21 protein-coding genes are annotated in these 20,626 nt (G+C 64.3%); 6 read left to right on the forward strand and 15 right to left on the reverse strand.

Annotated features, from left to right (window positions below; all coding sequences use genetic code 11):
- On the forward strand, positions 1 to 987 hold a 987-nt coding region (locus AC0GNR_RS14810; protein ID WP_472901375.1), incomplete at its 5' end, for an IS630 family transposase.
- 123 nt (positions 988 to 1,110) lie between these two features.
- Here the strand turns inward: AC0GNR_RS14810 and AC0GNR_RS14815 are convergent.
- The 8 genes from AC0GNR_RS14815 to mnmG form a co-directional block, all read right to left on the reverse strand.
- Positions 1,111 to 3,576, reverse strand: coding sequence for a peptidoglycan-binding domain-containing protein (locus AC0GNR_RS14815; protein WP_472901685.1), 2,466 nt, complete (start codon positions 3,574 to 3,576; stop codon positions 1,111 to 1,113).
- Between the two features lie 277 nt (positions 3,577 to 3,853).
- Positions 3,854 to 4,636, reverse strand: coding sequence for a class I SAM-dependent methyltransferase (locus AC0GNR_RS14820; protein WP_472901686.1), 783 nt, complete (start codon positions 4,634 to 4,636; stop codon positions 3,854 to 3,856).
- A gap of 12 nt (positions 4,637 to 4,648) precedes the next feature.
- On the reverse strand, positions 4,649 to 5,584 hold the full coding sequence (locus tag AC0GNR_RS14825) for a ParB/RepB/Spo0J family partition protein (protein ID WP_472901687.1): 936 nt from the start codon (positions 5,582 to 5,584) through the stop codon (positions 4,649 to 4,651).
- Positions 5,585 to 5,594: 10 nt separating this feature from the next.
- Positions 5,595 to 6,134, reverse strand: a complete 540-nt coding sequence (locus AC0GNR_RS14830) for an RBBP9/YdeN family alpha/beta hydrolase (RefSeq protein WP_472901688.1) — start codon at positions 6,132 to 6,134, stop codon at positions 5,595 to 5,597.
- A 29-nt stretch (positions 6,135 to 6,163) separates the two neighbouring features.
- Positions 6,164 to 6,934 (reverse strand): ParA family protein, encoded by a 771-nt coding sequence (locus AC0GNR_RS14835; RefSeq protein WP_472901689.1) that lies wholly within the window; start codon positions 6,932 to 6,934, stop codon positions 6,164 to 6,166.
- 21 nt (positions 6,935 to 6,955) lie between these two features.
- The gene (locus tag AC0GNR_RS14840) at positions 6,956 to 7,570 is read right to left on the reverse strand and encodes a LysE family transporter (RefSeq protein ID WP_472901690.1); all 615 of its coding nucleotides are present in this window, start codon (positions 7,568 to 7,570) and stop codon (positions 6,956 to 6,958) included.
- Positions 7,571 to 7,663: 93 nt separating this feature from the next.
- Positions 7,664 to 8,392 carry a 16S rRNA (guanine(527)-N(7))-methyltransferase RsmG gene (gene rsmG / locus AC0GNR_RS14845; protein WP_472901691.1) on the reverse strand — a complete coding sequence of 243 codons (729 nt, stop codon included), beginning with the start codon at positions 8,390 to 8,392 and terminating at the stop codon, positions 7,664 to 7,666.
- On the reverse strand, positions 8,389 to 10,362 hold the full coding sequence (gene mnmG / locus AC0GNR_RS14850; RefSeq protein WP_472901692.1) for a tRNA uridine-5-carboxymethylaminomethyl(34) synthesis enzyme MnmG: 1,974 nt from the start codon (positions 10,360 to 10,362) through the stop codon (positions 8,389 to 8,391). Before mnmG ends, rsmG begins: the two co-directional genes overlap by 4 nt.
- A 208-nt stretch (positions 10,363 to 10,570) precedes the next feature.
- Between mnmG and AC0GNR_RS14855 the strand changes: the two genes are divergently transcribed.
- Positions 10,571 to 11,161: an NADPH-dependent FMN reductase gene (locus tag AC0GNR_RS14855; RefSeq protein ID WP_472901693.1), complete on the forward strand. Its 591-nt coding sequence runs from the start codon at positions 10,571 to 10,573 to the stop codon at positions 11,159 to 11,161.
- Positions 11,158 to 11,412 carry a YkgJ family cysteine cluster protein gene (locus AC0GNR_RS14860; RefSeq protein WP_472901694.1) on the forward strand — a complete coding sequence of 85 codons (255 nt, stop codon included), beginning with the start codon at positions 11,158 to 11,160 and terminating at the stop codon, positions 11,410 to 11,412. The genes AC0GNR_RS14855 and AC0GNR_RS14860 overlap by 4 nt, the downstream gene beginning before the upstream one ends.
- 146 nt (positions 11,413 to 11,558) lie before the next feature.
- On the opposite strand, the gene AC0GNR_RS14865 is transcribed toward AC0GNR_RS14860, so the two are convergent.
- Genes AC0GNR_RS14865 through AC0GNR_RS14875 form a run of 3 tightly spaced genes read right to left on the reverse strand, consistent with a single transcriptional unit; the run spans position 11,559 to position 13,316 of the window.
- On the reverse strand, positions 11,559 to 12,125 hold the full coding sequence (locus tag AC0GNR_RS14865; RefSeq protein WP_304835269.1) for a YceI family protein: 567 nt from the start codon (positions 12,123 to 12,125) through the stop codon (positions 11,559 to 11,561).
- 47 nt (positions 12,126 to 12,172) lie between these two features.
- On the reverse strand, positions 12,173 to 12,733 hold the full coding sequence (locus AC0GNR_RS14870) for a YceI family protein (protein WP_472901695.1): 561 nt from the start codon (positions 12,731 to 12,733) through the stop codon (positions 12,173 to 12,175).
- 25 nt (positions 12,734 to 12,758) lie between these two features.
- A complete protein-coding gene (locus AC0GNR_RS14875) occupies positions 12,759 to 13,316 on the reverse strand; it encodes a cytochrome b (RefSeq protein WP_472901696.1) in 558 nt (185 codons plus the stop codon).
- 127 nt (positions 13,317 to 13,443) lie between these two features.
- Here AC0GNR_RS14875 and AC0GNR_RS14880 point away from each other — a divergent pair, with 127 nt between their 5' ends.
- The 3 genes from AC0GNR_RS14880 (at position 13,444) to AC0GNR_RS14890 (ending at position 15,438) form a co-directional block, all read left to right on the forward strand.
- Complete coding sequence (locus AC0GNR_RS14880; RefSeq protein ID WP_304835263.1) at positions 13,444 to 14,097, forward strand: Crp/Fnr family transcriptional regulator; 654 nt, start codon at positions 13,444 to 13,446, stop codon at positions 14,095 to 14,097.
- A gap of 163 nt (positions 14,098 to 14,260) precedes the next feature.
- Entirely contained in the window at positions 14,261 to 14,446 is a 186-nt protein-coding gene (locus tag AC0GNR_RS14885) for a YgaP family membrane protein (protein ID WP_304835261.1), read from the forward strand.
- A gap of 218 nt (positions 14,447 to 14,664) precedes the next feature.
- Positions 14,665 to 15,438 carry a class II aldolase/adducin family protein gene (locus AC0GNR_RS14890; protein WP_472901697.1) on the forward strand — a complete coding sequence of 258 codons (774 nt, stop codon included), beginning with the start codon at positions 14,665 to 14,667 and terminating at the stop codon, positions 15,436 to 15,438.
- A gap of 1 nt (position 15,439) precedes the next feature.
- Here the strand turns inward: AC0GNR_RS14890 and AC0GNR_RS14895 are convergent, their stop codons facing one another.
- The 4 genes from AC0GNR_RS14895 to AC0GNR_RS14910 all read right to left on the reverse strand — a co-directional run bounded on the left by AC0GNR_RS14895 (position 15,440) and on the right by AC0GNR_RS14910 (position 20,549).
- Positions 15,440 to 16,210, reverse strand: coding sequence for a BUD32 family EKC/KEOPS complex subunit (locus tag AC0GNR_RS14895; protein WP_472901698.1), 771 nt, complete (start codon positions 16,208 to 16,210; stop codon positions 15,440 to 15,442).
- Positions 16,211 to 16,274: 64 nt separating this feature from the next.
- Complete coding sequence (locus AC0GNR_RS14900; RefSeq protein ID WP_472901699.1) at positions 16,275 to 17,627, reverse strand: type III glutamate--ammonia ligase; 1,353 nt, start codon at positions 17,625 to 17,627, stop codon at positions 16,275 to 16,277.
- 4 nt (positions 17,628 to 17,631) lie between these two features.
- Positions 17,632 to 18,936 (reverse strand): 4-aminobutyrate--2-oxoglutarate transaminase, encoded by a 1,305-nt coding sequence (gene gabT / locus AC0GNR_RS14905; RefSeq protein ID WP_472901700.1) that lies wholly within the window; start codon positions 18,934 to 18,936, stop codon positions 17,632 to 17,634.
- Positions 18,937 to 19,067: 131 nt separating this feature from the next.
- Positions 19,068 to 20,549 carry an aldehyde dehydrogenase gene (locus tag AC0GNR_RS14910; RefSeq protein ID WP_472901701.1) on the reverse strand — a complete coding sequence of 494 codons (1,482 nt, stop codon included), beginning with the start codon at positions 20,547 to 20,549 and terminating at the stop codon, positions 19,068 to 19,070.
- Positions 20,550 to 20,626: the final 77 nt, after the last annotated feature.

The following is a 20,626-nucleotide window of genomic DNA, read 5'->3' on the forward strand; positions in this document are numbered from 1 at the left end:
CGCAAACAGGTCGTGAGGCTGTACAGACAAGGCACCAAGATCATGCAGATCGTCACGATGACGGGGCTGAGCTACCCGACAGTGCGAACGGCTATCGATCTGTTTGACGCTGGCGGCTGGGGTGCGATACGTCCCGCTGTTCGTGGACGAGCCAGAGGCGATGGCCGGGTGCTCGGTCAGGCGCAGGAAGACACCATCCAGCGCCTGATCATCGACAAACGCCCCGAGCAGCTCAAGATGGATTTCAGCTTGTGGAGCCGGGCCGCAGTGGGTCAGCTCATCGAACAGGAATTTGGCATCAAGCTGCAAGTGCGCAGCATCGGCAAGTACCTCACCCGCTGGGGCTTCACACCGCAAAAGCCCATCAAGCGCGCTTACGAGCAAAGCCCTGCTGCCGTGCAGGCTTGGTTGGAGGGCGAGTACCCCGGCATTGAGCAGCGCGCCAGGGCCGAGGGGGCCGAGATTCACTGGGGCGACGAGACGGCCTTGGTCAACACCGATGTGCGCGGCAGGAGCTTCGCGCCAGCGGGCAAAACACCGGTGGCCATGGCCGTGGGCGGCACCCGTCAAAAGCTCTCCATGATTGCCACGGTGACCAACCAGGGCAAGACGCGGTGGATGATCATTGACGAGGCTTTCGATGCTGAGAAGCTCATCGAATTCCTACAAGCTTTGATCAAGGACGCGGGTAAAAAAGTCTTTCTGATTCTGGACAACCTGCGGGTCCACCACAGCAAGCTGGTGAAGGCTTGGGTGGCTGAGCGGCAGGACCAGATCGAGTTGTTCTACCTGCCCAGCTACAGCCCACAGCTCAACCCAGAGGAGCGGCTCAATGCGGACTTGAAGCAGGAGATGGGCAAGCGCGTGCCGGTGCGAACCAAGGCCAAGCTACGCGATGCGGCCAACGATCACATGGCGATGCTGGAGCAAAACCCCGAGCGCGTCATGAGCTACTTCCAGGACCGTCACGTTCGATATGCAGCTTAAGACTTCACAGGGCCGGATCAATCGGGCCAACACGCTGACCCACTGGAAATGCCAGGTTGGAGGCTGTGGCGCGGAGACAAAAAAAGCCTTCCCGAAGGAAGGCTTTTTGAACCGACCTGCGGATCAGTTGGGCGACACGCCCAGCGCTTTCACGGTGTCGAGGTTCAAGAAACCATCCACAGGCAAGCCCTTGGCCTGCTGGTACTGGTTCACGGCGTTCATGGTCTGGCCTCGGATCACGCCATCAATGGCGCCCGGGTTGTAGCCTGCGCTGCGCAGGGCACGCTGGATTTCCATGATCTTGGCGGGTGAGGCATTGGTCTCGCACAACACCGCACGGCGATCGGCCTTCGCCTCGGAGACCTTGAACTGGTAGCTCAGGGTTTCAAACTGGGCCGGCACATCGATTTCACGTGTGGTGGCTGGGGTGTCCACCACCTGGCGCTCAACCGTCTTGAACACCGCAGGAATCACCTCTTCGCGGAACGAGGCGGGGGTGTCCACCACACGCCGCGACAAGGTTTGCATCACCGCAGCCACCGGGATCTGACGGGTGGACGCTGGCGTGTCAACCACTTGGCGCTGCACGGTGCCCATGATGGCAGACACCGGAATTTCTCGCGAGCTGGCCGCGGTGGCGACAACCTGGCGGGACACGGTCTTGAATGTGGCGGGGATGATGGTCTCTTCGGTGCGGGCAGGACTTGCCACAACCCGGGTTTTGACGGTCTTGTAAGTCGCGGGAATTTCCACGGTGCGTACCGTGGCTGGCGTGGCTACCACCTGGCGAGTGAGCGTGCGGTATTCGGCGGGCTGCTTGATTTCACGCACATAGCCCTCTTCACCGGACTGGGCTCCAGCGGTGGTGTCAGCGCCCGCCAGACCGGCAACGGCTGCCGCGCGCAACACCCTCTCGCCTTTTGGCGTGGCTACGATGTCGCCTTTCTCGTCAAACCGGTAACCCATGGCACGCAGCTTGTCGGTATCAATGACCTGACGCGTCACCGACTGGTAGGTGGCAGGGATGTCAACCTCACGGGTACCTGCTTCGGTGTTGAGCACCTGGCGGGTGACGGTGGCGTATTCGGCGGGAATCTCCACCTCCCTCACCGACGCAGGCGTTTTGAGCACTTGGCGGGTGATGGTCTCAAAGCGCTCGGGAATTTCCACTAAACACATCACGTCGTCGTCAAGGTTGGTGTTGTTGGCCGTCACCACACGGGTGTCCACCACACCTGTGCTGCGGTTTTCTACCGCGGCATCCAGTTCAACGCGGTTGCCATCCACCTTGCCATCGGCCCCCACCACAAAGCCTCGCAAAGGCCGCACATTGATCGCTTGCCCGACCCAGGCACGGCCACGCTTCCATTCCCGGGTAGCGTCAGCCACTTTTACGCGCTCGGTCACGGTCTCGAACACCGCCGGCACTTCAATCAGTCGCTTGCTCGCCTCTTTCACCAGTACGCGCTCGGTGACGGTACGCAAGGTCGGCTTCACGGCCTCCAGGCGGGCGCTGGCTTCGGTACGCAGCACCTCCTCAGACACGGTGCGCAGCGGCAGCGCAATAGGCTCATAACGCAGCGACTCTGCCTTAACCAGTACCTGCTCGGTTTCGGTCTTGAAGGTGGCGGGCACCGCTTCAACACGGGTTGTTGCCGGGCGGTCCACCACGGTTTCTTCTGTTTCTGCGTAGGTCGCGGGAATCACGCGCAGCTCTTTGCGCTCGGGCGTGGCAATGACTTGCTCAGTCACCGTCTTGTAGGTGGCAGGCACCACTTCAACACGCGTGCTGGCAGGCTTGGTGACGACGGACTCCACCACCGTTTTGTACGTGGCGGGCACCGGTTCTTCGCGGAAGGTGGCGGGGCTCACAACCACCTCTTCGGTCACCGTTTTGTAAGTCGCTGGAATAGGAATCTGGCGCCGGGTTTCCGGCCTGACCAGTTCTTGCTCGGACACGGTCTTGTAGGTGGCGGGCACCACCTCATAGCGCTTGGTGGCCGGCACCTTGACCACCTGTTCGGTGCGCGTCTCAAAGCGCGCCGGAATCAACACGTTGGCGAAACACTCGGTCGCAGGCACCACCGACACCGGGGTTGAGTTGCCCACCGGGCGCGGCAGGTTGCGGCTGAAGTTGTTGTCGCATTGCTGCATGCTGGCACGAACCGGCGTGCCCTGGCGGTCGAAGTACACGTTCACCGACATCGCCGGGCTGTAGGGTACGTATTTGCCGATCAATTCCGGGCTCACGCCGTCGCGGCTGTTGCTGCGGCCCACGCCCACGTCGCAAGCGCCTTTGGCGTAGCCTGCTGCGTCGTAACCCAGGGCCGCGGCAGCTTGTTGCGCTGCCATCAGTTCGCTGAGTTTCATCACTTTCACGTCGGCCTCGCCTGCACGCTTGAGGGGCGGATGCTCGGTGAAGGGTTGGTAGTAACGGGCGCTGCCAGCGGCCACAGCGGCATCGCACTCAGCGGCGGTGTCGTAGCCCACATTGCCGTTGCGGTCGGTCACCATACCGGCCTGCGCCGTGGCCACCAACAGCAAGCCACCACCCAAAACGGCCATGCGCTTGACGCTCTGCAGATTCATCCCGTTGCTCATCACAAGTTCCCTTCAAAAACAGACAGATCAAACCGGTCTACATCGGTCCGCTTTCGTTTTGAATACCAAAGTACTTGAAGCGGCGACGTCCGGCCTGGATACTATGCCTTTGAAACTCTAGTGGATGCCTTGATGGCGAGCGTGCAACTGGAATGGATTGACTCATGTGTGCTCGACTGCACAGGCAGGGAGCCCCGTCGCAACACCACTCCGGACGTCCGTCACGTGCGCGTCAGAACGTCTTGCAGCCGCTTGGCGGCAGCGCTCACCGAGGTTTTAACGGCGAGCCGGCCAATTTTTCGGGTACCGAACGGCGCTGAAACGGCACCTGGTAAGCCCACACCGGCCGCCCGCGGTCTTGCAGTGCGGCGTTGGGCACCAGGCCTGGGGCCGGGAATTCCAAGCTCACCAGCCAGGCGCCGGGCTGGAGCTCTGCCGCCGCTTTTTCCACCGCACGGCCCATGCTCTCGGGCCGTTGAAACAGGTAAACCATCTGGTAAGGCGCCCAGTCGGCGCGCCATATGTCGCCCTGGCGCACCCGCGCCCAGGGGCAACGCAGCGCGCAGGCAGCCCGCAGTGGCCAGCTCCACTCCAGCCCGTGCAGCCTGGCGCCGGGGTACACCTGGCGCAAGGCTTTCAGACCATCGCCCAGGCCGCAACCGGCTTCCAGCACCAGCGCGTTTGCGGGCAAGGGCACGCGCTGACCCAGCCCATCCAGCCCGTTGCGCGGGGTGGGAAACAGCGGCGCGTCGCGCCAGGCGTTTAGCGGGTAGATCAGCAACAACAGCGCCAATGGCAACAGCCAGTGCCAGGCGGCCAGGCTGGCCGCCCCGGACAGCGCCAGCGACAGCGGAAAACCCAGGCCCACCATCAGCCGGCGCCACCAGCTTCCAGCCAGCAGGCTGCCCGCGACCCCCAGCGCGCACGCCAGCAGCACCCCCACCAGCGCGCCCATGCCGAGCTGCCCGGCCAGTACAAAAACGCCCCACGCCGCCGCCCAGACCAGCAAAGCCGGCAGGGGCCACCAGCGCGCCAGGGTTGCCAGCATGGGAACGACCTTTCAGCGGTTGGCGGTTCGGCCCAGCCGCTCAATCAGGCCGTTGAGCTCGTCCAGCGAGCCAAACTGGATGGCAATTTCACCCAGCTCTTCAAAGCGCCCATGGCGCTTCACCCGCTTTTTCACCCGCACCTCCACGTCGGCGGTCAGCAGGTCGGCCAGTTCTTCTTCCACCCGCTTGATGTCGCGCGACTTTTCTTTTTTCAGCTTCTGCGGCGCCAGCGCAAATTCGGCGCTGAGCTTCTTCACCAGACTCTCGGCCTCGCGCACCGACATTTTTTTGGCTGCAATCTGGTTGCCCGCCGTGATCTGAGTGGCTTTGTCCAGCGCCAGCAGCGCCCGCGCGTGGCCCATGTCCAGGTCGCCCGCCATCAGCATGGTCTGCACCGGGTCGGCCAGCTGCAACAGGCGCAGCAGGTTGCTGGCGGCGCTGCGCGAGCGGCCCACCGCCTGCGCGGCCTGTTCGTGAGTGAGTCCAAACTCTTTCACCAGGCGTTGCAAACCCTGGGCTTCTTCCAGCGGGTTGAGGTCTTCGCGCTGGATGTTCTCGATCAGCGCCATGGCGGCGGCAGCGTCGTTCGGCACGTCTCGCACCAGCACCGGCACGCTGTCCAGCCCGGCCAGCTTGGAGGCCCGGAAGCGGCGCTCGCCGGCGATGATCTCGTACTTGCCAGCGTTCGGGCCATCGGCCAGCTTGCGCACCAGAATGGGCTGCATGATGCCCTGCGCCTTGATGCTCTCGGCCAGCTCGTACAGCGCGCCCTCGTCCATGCGGGTGCGGGGCTGGTAAACGCCAGCCACCAGCTCGGTCAGCGGCAAGCTGCTTGGCGTGGCGTTGCGCTCGTTTTCCTGCGCGTCGGGCGAAGCGGCTTCTGCCACTTTGGGGCCCAGCAGGGCTTCAAGTCCGCGGCCAAGGCCTTTGGGGTTTTTGGTGACCATGGTGTCCTTTTTATAGGTTCGTCAGTTCAAGCAGCATGGCACGCCCCTCAGGCCAGTCGCCCAGGCCCGATTCGGCGTTGATGTGGCCGCGTTCACCGAGGTCAATGAAGCGCGAACCCCAGCTGTCGGCGAGCGACTGCGCTTTGGCAAAATCGCAATATGGGTCGTTGAGGCTGCCCACCAGCACGCTGGGAAACGGCAGGCGCTGGCGCAGGATGGGCGACCAGCTGGGCAACACGCCGCGCAGTTCGTCGCGTTCGGCATCGCCCGGCGCCACCAGCAGCGCGCCTTGCACACGCGCGGTGCTGTGCGAAACCTGTGCCCAGGCGGTGGTGAGGACGCAGCCCAGGCTGTGGGCGACCAGCACCACCGGCCCGTCAGTGGCGAGGATCACGTCTTCCAGCCGCGCGATCCAGTCGCCACGGCGCGGTCGCATCCAGTCGTGCTGGTCGACGCGGCGGTAGCCGTGCAAGGCTTCCCAGCGGCTTTGCCAGTGGTCTGGCCCGCTGTTTTGCCAGCCGGGCAAGATGAGGACGTTGTCAGGCTTCATGCCGGTGTTTCACGTGGAACGGTGAGCGCTCAAGGCGCGCCGCTGCGTTCGACCATTTCTTTGGCAAAGGCCACAAAGGCCTGACTGCCTTTGGCCGACGGGTCAAACACCACGCCGGGCAGGCCGTAGCTGGGCGCTTCGGCCAGGCGCACGTTGCGCGGTATCACGCTGTCAAACACCTTGTCGCCAAAGTGCGCCTTGAGCTGGTCGCTCACCTGCTGCTGCAGGGTGATGCGCGGGTCGAACATGACGCGCAGCAAACCGATGATCTGCAGGTCTTTGTTGAGGTTGGCGTGCACCTGCTTGATGGTGTTGACCAGATCGGTCAGCCCTTCGAGCGCAAAGTACTCGCACTGCATGGGCACGATCACGCCGTTGGCAGAGCACAGACCGTTGAGCGTGAGCATAGAGAGCGACGGCGGGCAGTCGATGAGCACGAAGTCGTAGTCGGCCTCCACCGCCGCCAGCGCGGTCTTCAGCCGTTTTTCGCGCCGCTCCACGTCCACCAACTCCACCTCGGCGCCCGCCAGTTCGCGGTTGGCGCCGAGCACGTCGTAGCCGCACTTTTCAGACTTGATGGCCGCTTCAGCCACCGACGCCGATTCGAGCAACACGTCGTACACCGACAGCGCCATGCTGCGCTTGTCCACGCCTGAGCCCATGGTGGCGTTGCCCTGGGGGTCCAGGTCCACCATGAGCACGCGCTGCCCCACCTTGGCAAGTCCGGCCGCCAGGTTGACGGTGGTGGTGGTCTTGCCGACGCCACCCTTCTGGTTGGCAACGCAGAAAATTTTGGCCATGGGTGATTTCGGTAGTTGTAATTATTTGGAAATGGCCAGCTTGATGCCGAAGCCGATCAGGAAAACACCGGCGAGCTTTTCCAGCGTGCGCGCAATCACGGGGTTGGCCCGCATCCGCTCAGCCAGGAAATGGGTGAGCAGCACAGCGGTCAGGCCATACAAGAAAGTGAGTACAGCCACGGTGGCCGCCATGGCGCCAAAGGTCACGAGGCCCTGGTGTCTGGCGGGGTCCACAAACAAAGGAAAAAACGCCATGTAAAACACAATGGCTTTGGGATTGAGCAGCGTGATGGTGAGCGCCTGTTGAAAGTACTGGCGCGGGCGGATGTTGAGCACGGGCTTGTCACCGGGCTTGGCGCTGATCATTTTCCAGCCCAACCAAGCGAGATAGGCGGCGCCCAGCCATTGCACCGCACTGAAAGCGGCTGGATAAGCCACCAGCAGCGCGGCCACGCCCGCCACGGCCATCCACATCAGCACCTGGTCACCCGCGATGACGCCCAGGGTAGCCGCCAGGCCGCCGCGTATGCCGCCCTTGCTGGTGGAGGTGATGAGCGCCAGGTTGCCTGGACCGGGAATGGCCAGAAACACCACAATGGCCGCGACAAATGCGCCGTAATCTGCAACGCCAAACATGAAAACCCCCAGAAGTAGAGGGGTGAGTTTACGTGAACGGGGCCAAGCAGCCGTGGTCCACGCGCCCGGGTCGCAACGCCCGCCTCAAGCCATTCAGGCGATCGGGCGCTCGCGCAGCCAAACGATACAGCGCTCGGCGTCCAACCCGGGCACCTGCAAGGGTTCCACGTGAAACACTTCGGCCCATGGGGCCGCATTTTGCAAGTCCAGCAATTCATCGACCGGGTGCTTGCCTTTCATGGCCATCCACACGGCACCAGGCTTCAGCGCCGGGCGCGACCACGACACAAAATCGACCAGCGAAGCAAAGGCGCGCGAACACACCACATCAAAGCCACCGCCCTCCTCGGCTTTCAGGCTTTCCACCCGGGCATGCACGCCGCGGAGGTTGGGCAGCTTCAGCGTGGCCGCCGCCTGCTGAATGAACGCCGCTTTTTTACCCACCGTGTCTACACAGCTGACGTCGATGCGGGGACAGGTGATGGCGATCACCACACCAGGCAAACCACCGCCCGAGCCCACGTCGAGCAATTTGACAGACCGGTCGGCCGTGTGGCGCAACAGCGGCTGAATGGCCGACAGGCTGTCCAGCAGGTGGTGCGTCATCATCTCGGCCGGGTCGCGCACGGCCGTCAGGTTGTAGACCTTGTTCCACTTTTGCAGCAGAGCCAGGTAGTCCAGCAGCAGCGCCACTTGCGCTTCGGCCAGCGGCAACCCCAAGGCCTGCAAGCCTTTCAACAACACATCGCGGTGAACGGGTGTACCTTCGCCCTGAGGGCTGCGGTGCGAGCTGGCTTGGGGGCGGCCCGGCGCTGCGCTCATGCCGACACTTCGCTTTCTGCAGGCAAGGTGGCAAAGCCCCGGAAGCCGCCTTTTTTCAGGTGAATCAGCAATAGCGAAATGCTGGCCGGCGTGATGCCCGATATGCGCGAGGCCTGCCCCAGCGTTTCGGGCCGGTGCTTGGCCAGCTTTTGCCGCGCTTCAAACGATAGAGCCGCCACCTGCATGTAATCCAAGTCGCCCGGCAGCGGCATGCCTTCGTGGAAGGCTGCGCGCTCCACCTCACTCTTCTGACGGTCGATGTAGCCCGAATACTTGGCCGCTATCTCCACCTGTTCCACCACAGGCTCCAGCAAATCGCCCAGCGTTTCACGTGAAACATCAGGGCCGGCGTACTTGCCGCTGTCCATGCCTGCCAGATCGGCGTAGCCCACACCGGGGCGGCGCAGCAGGTCAAACAGGTTGTGTTCGTGCTCAATGGCCTTGCCCAGCACGCGCTCGCTCTCTTCAGCCGGCAGGCTGCGGGGGTTCACCCAAGTCGCCTTCAAGCGCTCGGTTTCGCGCGCCACCGCGTCGCGCTTGCGGCTGAAAGCATCCCAACGCGCATCGTCCACCAAGCCTATGCGGCGCCCGGCTTCGGTCAGGCGCATGTCGGCGTTGTCTTCGCGCAGCTGCAGGCGAAACTCGGCCCGGCTGGTGAACATGCGGTAAGGCTCGGTCACGCCCTGGGTCACGAGGTCGTCCACCAGCACGCCCAGGTAAGCCTCGTCGCGCCGGGGCAGCCAGGGCGCTTCGCCCTTCACTTGCAGAGCCGCATTCAGCCCGGCAAACAACCCTTGTGCGGCGGCTTCCTCGTAGCCGGTGGTGCCGTTGATCTGGCCAGCAAAGAACAAGCCCTGAATCTGCCGGGTTTCAAAACTGTTTTTGAGCGAGCGCGGGTCGAAGTAGTCGTACTCTATGGCGTAGCCGGGCCGCAAAATGTGCGCATTTTCCAGGCCGGGCATGCTGCGCACCAGCGCGTACTGGATGTCAAACGGCAGGCTGGTCGAGATGCCGTTGGGGTACACCTCGTGTGTGGTCAGGCCCTCGGGTTCCAGAAAAATCTGGTGGCTGTCCTTGTCGGCGAAGCGGTTGATCTTGTCCTCCACGCTCGGGCAGTAGCGCGGGCCCACGCCCTCAATCTTGCCGGTGAACATGGGGCTGCGGTCAAAACCGCTGCGAATGATGTCGTGCGTGCGGGTGTTGGTGTGCGTGATCCAGCACGGCACCTGCTGCGGGTGCGCCACCGCGCCCCCCATGAAGCTGAACACGGGCACCGGCTTGTCGGCGTTCATGCCGCCCGGCACGCCGTCGCCGGGCTGCTCGGTGCATTTGCTGTAGTCGATGCTGCGGCCGTCCAGGCGGGGCGGCGTGCCGGTTTTGAGCCGCCCCTGGGGCAGCTTCAGCTCTTTCAAGCGGGCCGACAACGACACCGCCGGCGGGTCACCCGCGCGCCCGGCCGCGTAGTTGTTCAACCCCACATGAATCTTGCCATCCAGAAAGGTGCCCGCCGTGAGCACCACCGTGCGGCTGCGAAACTGGATACCCACCTGCGTCACGGCACCCACCACCCGGTCGCCCTCCACCATCAGGTCGTCCACGGCCTGCTGAAACAGCCACAGATTGGGCTGGTTTTCCAGCATGCGGCGAATGGCGGCCTTGTACAAAATGCGGTCGGCCTGGGCGCGCGTGGCACGCACCGCCGGGCCTTTGCTGCTGTTCAAAATACGAAACTGGATGCCGCCTTCGTCCGTGGCCAGCGCCATGGCGCCGCCCAGCGCGTCCACTTCTTTCACCAAATGGCCTTTGCCAATGCCGCCAATGCTGGGGTTGCAGCTCATCTGCCCCAGTGTTTCGATGTTGTGGGTGAGCAGCAGCGTGGTGCAGCCCATGCGGGCAGCCGCCAGCGCGGCCTCGGTGCCGGCATGGCCACCGCCCACAACAATGACATCAAATTCCTGGGGGTACAACATAAATGGGGCTCCGGGGCTCCGCCAAAGGGCGGCGCCCAACAATGCAAAAGAGAGGGTGTTTCACGTGAAACAGCTGCCAGGCGCGGTGGCGCTCGCGCGCCGGTGCCCGATGGACACCCGCAAGGCAGGCGCCAATTCTCCCATCTTTGTCCTCAAGGCGCCTGCTCCAGCCACCAGCGTGCACCACCGGGTGCGCCACAATGGAGGCATGACCACACCCATCCCCCTCCTCGTATTCGCAGGCAGCACACGTGCCCAGTCTTACAACCGCCAGCTCGCAGCGACCGCTGCCGACATGGCCCAAGCCGAAGGCGCGCAGGTGACGCGGCTGGACCTGGCCGACTTTGACGTGCCGATGTACAACGCCGACCTGGAAGCCAAAGGCACGCCCCGCGATGTGGTGCGCCTGAAAGAAATCTTCCACGCGCACCCCGCCTGGCTGGTCGCCGCGCCCGAATACAACGGCAGCATGACGGCGCTGCTGAAGAACACCATTGACTGGGTGTCCAGCCCCATCAAGGGCGACCCCGATTGGGGCCAGGGCACCAAAGCTTTTGCCGGCAAGGTGGTGGGCTTGCTCAGCGCCTCGCCCGGCGCACTGGGCGGCCTGCGTGGCCTGGCGCATCTGACGCCGGTGTTGATGAACCTGCAGTGCTGGGTGGCGCCCAAGCAGTTTGCCCTGCCCAAGGCCTTTGAGGCGTTTGACCCCAACGGTCAACTCTCGCTCGAATCGAACCGCACCGCCCTGCACGGGGTGGTGGACCAGGTGCTGTGGGCGGCCCGGAAATTTCAGGCTTGAACTGCCGCCCCGGCTGCGCGGCGTGCTGCATCGCGCCGTCCATCAGCAGCCCCATGCCCGGTTTACCGGCGGGCAAGCCGGCCGGCGTGCCCTGCCCCCATCTGGATGAAGCGCTGCGCTGCCAGCTGTTTGGCCTGCCTGAACGGCCAACGGTGTGCGGTTCGCTGCAACCCAGCGCAGAGATGTGCGGCGATAACCGGGAACAAGCGATGCTGTTTTTGAGCCGCCTGGAAAGCGCCACCCTCCCATAGAAAAGGCCCGCTTGTGAGCGGGCCTTTTCTATGGGAGAAAGCTGGCGGAGTGGTGTGTCTGAACCCAGACGCACCGCGGAACTGGCTCCGCCAGGCCGCTGGTGCGGTCCCCCTCGAGGGAAGCCGCGCAGCGGCGCAGGGGGGAATTACTGTTTAACGGCTTCCACCTGCAGCACCAGACGCACGTTTTTCGGGAAGCCCCAGTCCACGCCGTAGTTCACACCAAACGCGGTGCGGTCGATGGTCGCTTCGAAGTCGCCACCACACACTTCGCGCTTGAGCATGGGGCTCTCGAAACAGTTGAACTGGTTAGCCTTGAGCGTCACCGGTTGGGTCTTGCCCAGCAGGGTCAGGTTCCCGTCCACAGAGCTTACCTTGTCACCATTGAAATGGAACTTGGTGGACACGAACTGGGCCTTGGGAAATTTCTCGGCGTTCAGGATGTCCGCGCTCTGCAGGTGCTTGTCAAAGCCGGCCGTGCCGGTGTTGACCGAAGCCACGTCAAAGGAAATGTCCACAGAACCGGTCTTGGCGGCCTTGTCAAACGAGATCTTGCCTTCTTTCTTGTCGAAGCGGCCGCGGTTCACGCTGGCGCCAAAGTGGCCGATCTCGAACGTGGCAAAGGTGTGCGTCGGGTCGATCGCGTAGTCAGCGGCGAAAACGCCGGTGGACAAGGTGGCGGCTGCGGCCAGCAAGGTCAGGGATTTGCGCATGGGTGAACTCCTAGGTGGGGTTGGGGGTGAAAAAAACAAAAAATGGATCAGAGCTTGGGCACACCGGTCAGGGCGATCTTGAATTTGACTTGCACTTCGTCGGCCACCATCGAGGTGTCGGCCCACTCTTTTTCGCCAATGCGGAAGGCCAGGCGCTTGATGGGGAAGGCGCCAGTGGCGGTGGTGGTGGCGCCGTTCTGGGCCAGCGTCACGGGCACGACCACGTCGCTGCTCAGGCCTTTGATGCTCAGCTTGCCAGTGACTTCAAATTTGCTGGCATCGAGCCGCTTGATGCTGCTGGACTGGAATGTGGCTTTGGGGAAGGCGGCCACGTTGAACCAGGTGGCCTTGGGCAATTCGGCGTTGGCTTCGCGGCTGATGTCGGCGCTGCCCGTGTCCACCGTGAAAGCGATCTGGCTGGTGGCCAGCTTGGCGGGGTCAAACGCCACCTGGGCGCTGAAGGTCTTGAACTTGCCTTCGACCGGTACGCCCATCTGGCGGCTCACAAAAGAGACTTCGCTTTGCGCAGGGACCAGCGCCTGTTGGGCCAGGGCAGACAGCGGCAAGAGCGACGCAACAGCCAGGGCGAGGGAAAGAGAACGGATCATGTGAAAATTCCTGAAAACAAATGGGTCAGCTGCGGCCCAAGCCCATGCGTTGCAACAGACCATCGCGGTCAACAAAGTGGTGTTTCAGCGCGCCGGCGACATGCAGCAACACCAGCGCCGCCATGGCGTAAGCCGAAAACTTGTGCAGCGGCTTGAGCACATCGGCCAGACTTTCGCTCACCGGCACAAAGTCGGGCAACTGCACCAGACCCAACCACACGATGGGAAAACCCTCGGCCGAACTGTAGGCCCAGCCCAGCAACGGCACCGCAAAAAACAGCACATACAAACCGAGGTGGGTGGCATGGTGCGCCGTGCGCTGCCAGGCAGGCATGGCCATTTCAATAGCCACCGGCAAAGCGGGCGGGCGGTGCGTGAGGCGCCAGAGCAACCGCACGAACGACAACGTCAACACCGTCACCCCGGCCCACTTGTGCCAGCTGTAAAACTGCAAGCGCTGGGGCGAGAACGGCAGATCGGCCATGTACAGACCGAGCGAAAAAATAGCGATCAGCGCCACGCCCAGCAACCAGTGCAGAGCCACGGCCACAGGGTGATAGCGGGAGACGAACGCTTTAGACATACACGCAGTTTAGGCAATCGCCTGTTCCCGCTGCGTCAAAGCGCTTGAAGCCTAAGTTCAAAATATTTGAACGAACTAAGCCAGGCCATTCGAATCCGGGACGCGATCAGACTCCTACAATGCGCCCATGCCCGACACCGATGCCCTGAGCCTGCTGACGCTGTACCCCGCCATGGGTTCGCTGCCGGAACTGCTCCCCCGGCTGAACCTGGTGCGGGTACCCGCCGGCACGCCCCTGTTTCGGGAACACGACACCTGCCAGGGCTTTCCCATGGTGCTGCAAGGCGAGGTCCGCGTGTCGCGCAGCGCCGCCAATGGGCGGGAGCTGGAACTGTACCGCGTGCTGCCCGGCGAGATGTGCCTGGTGTCTTCCGCCGGGCTGTTTGCGGACCAGCCCCTCACCGCCCACGGCGTGACCACCACCGACACCACCCTGACCTTGCTGTCTCCGCCCGACTTCCAGGTGGCCATGGCCGACGCGGGTTTTCGCAACTTTGTGCTCGGCCTGTTTGCATTGCGCATGGCCGACCTGACCAGCCTGATCGAGGCCGTGGCCTTCCAGCGGCTCGACAGCCGCCTGGCGGCCACCTTGCTCGGCCACGGCCAGCAGGTGCGCGCCACCCACCAGGCGCTGGCCGACGAGCTGGGCACGGTGCGCGAAATCGTCACCCGGCTGCTCCACCGCTTCGAGCGCGACGGCCTCGTTGAACTCTCGCGCGAGTGCATCACCATTTGCGACAGCGCGGCCTTGCGCAACCTGGCGGCCCTGCAAACACGCTGAGCGGCCAGTTAGCGACCGGTGAACGCTTTGTGACGCAGGTCACATACCCGCTGCCAGCAACCCGGTTCAATAGCGTCACGCCCCAACATGGTTTGTGAGCCGCCCACGGCGGCCGCCACGTTGGACCGGTTCTTTTGTTTTCAACATTCCCAGGAGCACTTTCATGACCAAAAACGTTGGCGGCATCGACCGCACCATCCGCATCGTCGTCGGCCTGGCCCTTATTGCCGCAGCGGCCACCGGCAGCGTAGGCCTGTGGGGTTACGTCGGCGTGGTGCCTTTGCTCACCGGCCTGATGGGCTGGTGCCCGCCTTACGCGCTGCTGGGGTTCAACACATGTAAGCGCTAACCCCCGCGGCGCCTTCGGCGCCACCCCCCACGGGGGCGATGCCTGCGGCCTGGCGAAGCCAGTTCCGCGGCATCCTGGGTTTGAAAGCCGTCGCACCGGACAGCGCGTGGGGTCGCTGCCGAATCGTCACATGTCCATCGTGCGACAGCAGCACTGGCCTGTGCGCGCCACCATGTCGCCCATTGCCGCGCACCCCGCTGCGGCGCAGGAGACACGGCATGCTCAACATTCCCTCACTGAAAGACAGCGTCCACCCCGAAGAATGGGCGCTGCGCTGCGACCTCGCGGCCTGCTACCGGCTGGTGGCGGCCTATGGCTGGAGCGATCTGGTGTTCACCCACATCAGCGCCAAGCTGCCCGACAGCGTCACCGGCGGCGAGCACCAGTTCCTCATCAACCCCTACGGGCTGATGTTTGACGAAATCACCGCCAGCAGCCTGGTCAAGGTCGACATGGCCTGCAACAAGCTCATCGACAGCCCGTTCCCGGTCAACCCGGCCGGGTTTGTGATTCACAGCGCGGTGCACGAAGCCCGCCCCGAAGCCGGCTGCGTGCTGCACACCCACACGCGCGCCGGCGTGGGCGTGAGCGCCCAAAAGGGTGGCATCCTGCCCATCAGCCAGCAGAGCACCTTTGTACTGGCCTCGCTGGCGTACCACGACTACGAAGGCGTGGCCTTCCGCCCCGACGAGAAGCCACACCTGCAGGCCGATCTGGGCACGGCCAACTTTCTGGTGCTGCGCAACCACGGCCTGCTGACGGTTGGCCGCACGATTGCCGACGCTTTTCTGTCGATGTACACGCTGGAAAACACCTGCCGCATCCAGGTCGATGCGCAGGCCGGCGGTGGCGAACTGACCCAGGTGCACCCGGCCATCCTGGCGGGCATGGCAGACGTGATGCGCGTGGCCACCGCAGGCCAGGGCGCGCAACTCGCCTGGCCCGCGCTGCTGCGCAAAGCCGAGCGGCTGGACCCGGGCTACAAAACCTGAATCAGGGCACCGCAGCGGGCGCGGACTGCTGCACAAATGCGGCCATGCCGTCGAGCACGGTGCGCAAGCGCACCAGCTCGCGCGAACCGTCCAGCCGGCTCGACCAGGCCGCCACCCGCGACACGAGCCGCAAGCGCGGCAACAGCCGCCGCAAAAAGCCCGACAAATCGGGCGCAGGGTGCACCGCCCCCCCGGCCGGTGCGCTGGCCCGGTCGTAGGCGTTGAGCACGGCCAGCACGGCTTGCGGGCCCAGGGCGTCCAGATGGCGGGCCAATGACAGCACCAGCTGCAAGGCGTCGTACACCTGCACCGTGGACAGCGGCAGGCCAGGTTGCAAACGCTCCTCAAAATCCAGCCGGGCAAAATGCCGCCCGTCCCAGGTCAGGTTGCGCACCTGAGCGCCGCCGTGCCACTGGCCCCGCGCATGAAACCCCGCCAAATCGGCGCTGGCCGCGCACATCAGCGCCAGGCGTTCGCCCTCGGGGGTGCGATGCAGCACATGGTCCAGCGTCGGTCCGATGTCACCGGTTTCCAGCGTGTACCCATCAAAAGCCAGCACCGGTGGCACCCTTTCGCCAGCAGCGGCCAGAGCTTGCAGGCGCTCATGCTCAAACGCCAGCAACACCGATCCGTCCACCTGCCGCACCGAGCGCCACGGCACCGCCACCCCCACAAAGTGGGCAAACAACCAGATGCCCAACGACTGGGCAGCGCTGCGCAGCGGCCGGTCGGCGGTTTTGGTCCAGGTTTGGGTGGGTTGGGTCGGGCTCAAGGGGTGAATTATGGCGAAACCGCACACACCACCGTCCAGAGACACGGTTCGGCCTCAGAAGCTCTTAGGCCGCGTCCGCATAGCGCTCCAGCTCCCACCCGCTCACGTGCTGGCTCCAGGCGTCCCACTCGGCCTGCTTGATGGCCAGAAACTGATCACAAAAAGCTGAGCCCACCGCCTCGCGCAAGGCGGCGTCCTGCCGAAGGGCCTCCAGCGCAGCGCACAGGTCGCGGGGCAAACGGGCCGGCATGGCGTCGCCGCGTGCCTGGCGCTGGTAAAGATCTTCGTTGCAAGGCTCTACCGCGGGCAGCCCTTGGTCGATACCCGACAGCCCGGCGGCCAGCGTGCCCGCCAGCGCCGCGTACACGTTGCACGACGGGTCGGGCAGGCGCCATTCCAGCCGGTTGGCCACGGTACGCACCAGGCAGGTGCGGTTGTTGTCACCCAGGGTTTTCCACACCGGCGACCAGGTGGTACCCGAGGCACTTTGGCTGCTGGCCAGGCGTTTGTAGCTGCTGACGGTGGGTGCACACAGCGCCGCCAGCGCATCGGCATGGTGCAGCAAGCCAGCAGCAAACTGGTGGCCCAGCGCGCTCAGACCCAGCGCCCCGCCAGGGTCGGCCATCACGGCCACACCTTGTGCATCGGTGAGGCTCAGGTGAAAGTGCAGGCCGCTGCCCGGCGCGTGCGCCAGCGGCTTGGGCATGGTGGAAAACGTGAGGCCGTGCTGCTGCGCCACCGTGTGTGCGGTCAGCTTGAACAGCTGGTAGCGGTCGGCGGCGGCCAGGGCGTCGTCAAACCGGTAGTTGATTTCGTACTGACCACAGGCGTCTTCGTGGTCCATCTGCTGCAACTCAAACCCGAGCGCACCCAGGTAGCGCCGCATGTCATCCAGGAAACCCAGGTTGCGGCCGATGGCGGCCAGGTCGTACGACGGTTTGGCGTGCCGGTCCGCTGTGTCGCCCACCTGCCAGGCGCCGTCGGGCCCGCGCTTGAGCAAAAAAAACTCCGGCTCAATGCCCACCCACAGCGTCAGACCTCGCGCTTGCAGACGTGCCACCTGCCGCTTCAGCAACTGGCGCGAACAGGTCTCCAGCGCCTCGCCGCCCGCAAAACCGTCGCACACGGCGTGCGCCACGCCGGGCATGAAGGGCAATGGCCGCAAAGACGCCGGCACCACCCGCCCAAAATACTCGCTGCGTGCGCCCATACGTGGCAGGCCTGTGCCCCAGATGCTGGGGCCAGCGAAACCTGCGCCCACCTGCACCACGTCGGGCAGCGCAGCCAGGGGTACCAGCTTGCCTTTGGGCGCACCGTGCAGGTCGGTGAAGGTGGTCAAAATGGAATGGATGCCTTGCGCCTGCAAAGCGCCCATACGCTCGGCAAGGCTGGTGCTTGCGCCTGGTTCCAGCCTCACGCATTCACCCCATCACCTCGGCCATGGCCGCGTCCAGCACACCCAGGCCTTCGGCAAACACGGTGTCTTCGATCGTCAGCGGGAACAGGTAGCGGATCACGTTGCCGTACACGCCGCAAGTCAACAGCAGCAGACCACGCTTCAACGCGGCGGCTTGCACCCGTTTGGTCAGGTCGGCATCGGGGGCGCCGTGGGCGTCCACAAATTCACACGCCACCATGGCGCCCAGGCCGCGCACGTCGCCCATGCGCGGGTACTTCGCCTGGGCTGCCGTCAGGTGCGCCAACAGGCGATCGCCCAGCAGCTGGGCGCGCTCGGGCAGTTTTTCTTCAGCCATCACGTCCAGCACCGCCAGCGCTGCCGCAATGGCTAGCGGGTTGCCAGCATAGGTGCCACCCAGACCACCCGGGGCCGGGCCGTCCATGATGGCCTTGCGGCCCGACACGGCCGACAACGTGGTGCCGCCCGCCATGCTCTTGGCCATGGTGATCAGATCGGGCTTGGCACCGTAGTGCTCCATGGCAAACATCTTGCCGGTGCGGGCAAAGCCGGTTTGCACCTCGTCGGCAATCAGCAAAATACCGTGCTGGTCGCACAGCTCGCGCAGCCACTTCACGGCGGCTGGCTGAATGGGGTTGAAACCGCCCTCGCCCTGCACCGGCTCGAAGATGATGGCCGCCACCCGGCTGGGCTCAATGTCGCACTTGAAGAGCTGCTCCATCGCGTGTTTGGTGTCGTCCAGCGACGCGCAGTGGCACGGAAACGGCACGTGGTAAATCTCGGGCGGAAACGGGCCAAAGCCCGCCTTGTAGGGTTGCACCTTGCCGGTCATGGCCACGGCAAACAGGCTGCGGCCGTGAAAGGCTGCGCCAAAGGCGATGACGCCACTGCGCCCGGTGCTGCTGCGCGCAATCTTGATGGCGTTTTCCACCGCCTCGGCGCCGGTGGAAAAGAAGGCCGTCTTGGCCGGACCTTCAATGGGCACGATCGCGTTGATGCGCTCGGCCAGCTGCACGTATTCGGTGTAGGGCACCACCTGGTAACAACTGTGCGTGAAGCGCTGCAGCTGCGCCGCAATGGCCGCCTGCACCTTGGGGTGCACATGCCCGGTGTTGAGCACCGCGATACCGCCCGCAAAGTCAATGAAACGCCGGCCCTCAATGTCCCAGAACTCGGCGTTCTTGGCGCGGTCGATGAAGAAGTCACCCATCACGCCCACGCCACGCGGCGTGGCGTCAAGCCGGCGCTGGTGCCAGGCGGCGTTAGTGTGGGGCGCGTTCAGGTTTTCAGGTTTCTGCGGTGCGTTCATGGGGGTCTCCTTCAAATACAAACATGGCGGCGCGAGCTGTCTTTTTCGAGGGCACCGCGGAACGGGCTTTGCCCGGCCGCCAGTGCCGCCCCCCTCCGGGGGGTGACGCGAAGCGGTACGGGGGGTGTTTTCTAGACCGGGCTATCAATCCTGATCCACGTCGTCTTCGTTTCTGTGTACTTGTCAAACGCGTGCAGCGACTTGTCTCGCCCCACGCCGCTCTGCTTGAAGCCGCCAAACGGCACGGTGATGTCGTCTTCGTCGTACTGGTTCACATGCACCGTGCCGGCGCGCAGCGCGCGGGCCACGCCGTGGGCTTTGTTGATGTCGCTGGTCCACACGGCCGCTTGCAGGCCGTAGATGCTGTTGTTGGCTTCGCGCACCACGCTGGCCGCATCGGTAAAGCCCAGCACCGACAGCACCGGGCCAAAAATCTCTTCGCGCGCAATCGTCATCTGCGGCGTCACGCCGTCAAAAATGGTGGGCTGCACATAACAACCGCCCGCCACGGGCGCCGCCAGCGAGCCACCAGCGATCAGCTTGGCGCCTTCGCTCTGGCCCAGGCCGATGTAGCGCATCACGTTGTCCAGCTGCACCTGGTCCACGATGGCGCCCATGACGGTGCCTTTGTCCAGCGGGTTGCCCGGCTGGTAGTTGGGCACCAGCTTCAGCGCCTTTTCCAAAAACGCGTCTTTGATGCTTTCTTCCACAAACAGGCGCGAGGGTGCGTTGCAGCTCTCGCCTTGGTTGAAAAAGATGCTGCCCACAGCGGCCTCCACCGCACGGTCCAGGTCGGGGCAGTCGGCAAACACGATGTTGGGCGACTTGCCGCCCAGCTCGGTCCAGGCGCGTTTCAGGTTGCTCTGCCCGGCCATCACGTGAATCTGCTTGCCCACGCGGGTGCTGCCGGTGAAGGCGATGCAGTCCACGTCCATGTGCAGCGCGAGCGGGCTGCCAGCCTCGGGGCCGTAGCCCGGCACCACGTTGAACACACCGGGCGGAATGCCGGCGGCCAGTGCCAGCTCGGCCAGGCGCAGGGCGGTGAGCGGGCTCTTTTCAGACGGCTTGAGCACCACCGAATTGCCCGCCGCCAACGCGGGCGCGATCTTCCAGGCGGCCATGATCATGGGGTAATTCCACGGCACGATGACGCCCACCACGCCCACCGGCTCGCGCGTGATCAGCGCCAGCGCGCTGCGGCCCGTGGGTGCAATTTCGTCGTACACCTTGTCCACCGCCTCGCCATACCAGCGGATGCAGTTGGCCGCGCTGTTCACGTCCACGCTCTTGGCGTACTTGATGGGCTTGCCCATGTCCAGCGTTTCCATCAGCGCCAGCTCATCGGCGTGTGCCAGCAACTGGTCGGCAAACTTGATCATGATGCGCTTGCGCTGCGCCGGCGCCATGCCGCTCCAGCGGCGCGACTCAAACCCCGCCCGGCCCGCCGCCACCGCAGCGTCAATGTCGGCCTGGCCGCAACGGGCCACGGTGGTCAGCAGCCGGCCATCCACTGGCGAGAGGCAGTCAAAGGTCTGGCCGTCCAGCGCGGCCACGCGCTCGCCATTGATAACGGCGCGGCCGTCGAACGTCTGGGCAGGTGTGGTGTCGGTCATGGGCTTGGGTCCAAGGGTCGGAAAACTCCGCAATGGCACCATGCTACGCCGGATTCAAGCCCTTTGGCCCATCCACT

The sequence above is a fragment of the Hydrogenophaga sp. LT287 genome, assembly GCF_055702805.1.

What these genes read in the sequence shown, in the direction of transcription:
- AC0GNR_RS14815 (WP_472901685.1), bottom strand. Translation starts at nt 3,576, where the DNA reads ATGAATCTGCAGAGCGTCAAGCGCATGGCCGTTTTGGGTGGTGGCTTG.
- AC0GNR_RS14820 (WP_472901686.1), bottom strand. Translation starts at nt 4,636, where the DNA reads ATGCTGGCAACCCTGGCGCGCTGGTGGCCCCTGCCGGCTTTGCTGGTC.
- AC0GNR_RS14825 (WP_472901687.1), bottom strand. Translation starts at nt 5,584, where the DNA reads ATGGTCACCAAAAACCCCAAAGGCCTTGGCCGCGGACTTGAAGCCCTG.
- AC0GNR_RS14830 (WP_472901688.1), bottom strand. Translation starts at nt 6,134, where the DNA reads ATGAAGCCTGACAACGTCCTCATCTTGCCCGGCTGGCAAAACAGCGGG.
- AC0GNR_RS14835 (WP_472901689.1), bottom strand. Translation starts at nt 6,934, where the DNA reads ATGGCCAAAATTTTCTGCGTTGCCAACCAGAAGGGTGGCGTCGGCAAG.
- AC0GNR_RS14840 (WP_472901690.1), bottom strand. Translation starts at nt 7,570, where the DNA reads ATGTTTGGCGTTGCAGATTACGGCGCATTTGTCGCGGCCATTGTGGTG.
- rsmG (WP_472901691.1), bottom strand. Translation starts at nt 8,392, where the DNA reads ATGAGCGCAGCGCCGGGCCGCCCCCAAGCCAGCTCGCACCGCAGCCCT.
- mnmG (WP_472901692.1), bottom strand. Translation starts at nt 10,362, where the DNA reads ATGTTGTACCCCCAGGAATTTGATGTCATTGTTGTGGGCGGTGGCCAT.
- AC0GNR_RS14855 (WP_472901693.1), top strand. Translation starts at nt 10,571, where the DNA reads ATGACCACACCCATCCCCCTCCTCGTATTCGCAGGCAGCACACGTGCC.
- AC0GNR_RS14865 (WP_304835269.1), bottom strand. Translation starts at nt 12,125, where the DNA reads ATGCGCAAATCCCTGACCTTGCTGGCCGCAGCCGCCACCTTGTCCACC.
- AC0GNR_RS14870 (WP_472901695.1), bottom strand. Translation starts at nt 12,733, where the DNA reads ATGATCCGTTCTCTTTCCCTCGCCCTGGCTGTTGCGTCGCTCTTGCCG.
- AC0GNR_RS14875 (WP_472901696.1), bottom strand. Translation starts at nt 13,316, where the DNA reads ATGTCTAAAGCGTTCGTCTCCCGCTATCACCCTGTGGCCGTGGCTCTG.
- AC0GNR_RS14880 (WP_304835263.1), top strand. Translation starts at nt 13,444, where the DNA reads ATGCCCGACACCGATGCCCTGAGCCTGCTGACGCTGTACCCCGCCATG.
- AC0GNR_RS14885 (WP_304835261.1), top strand. Translation starts at nt 14,261, where the DNA reads ATGACCAAAAACGTTGGCGGCATCGACCGCACCATCCGCATCGTCGTC.
- AC0GNR_RS14890 (WP_472901697.1), top strand. Translation starts at nt 14,665, where the DNA reads ATGCTCAACATTCCCTCACTGAAAGACAGCGTCCACCCCGAAGAATGG.
- gabT (WP_472901700.1), bottom strand. Translation starts at nt 18,936, where the DNA reads ATGAACGCACCGCAGAAACCTGAAAACCTGAACGCGCCCCACACTAAC.
- AC0GNR_RS14910 (WP_472901701.1), bottom strand. Translation starts at nt 20,549, where the DNA reads ATGACCGACACCACACCTGCCCAGACGTTCGACGGCCGCGCCGTTATC.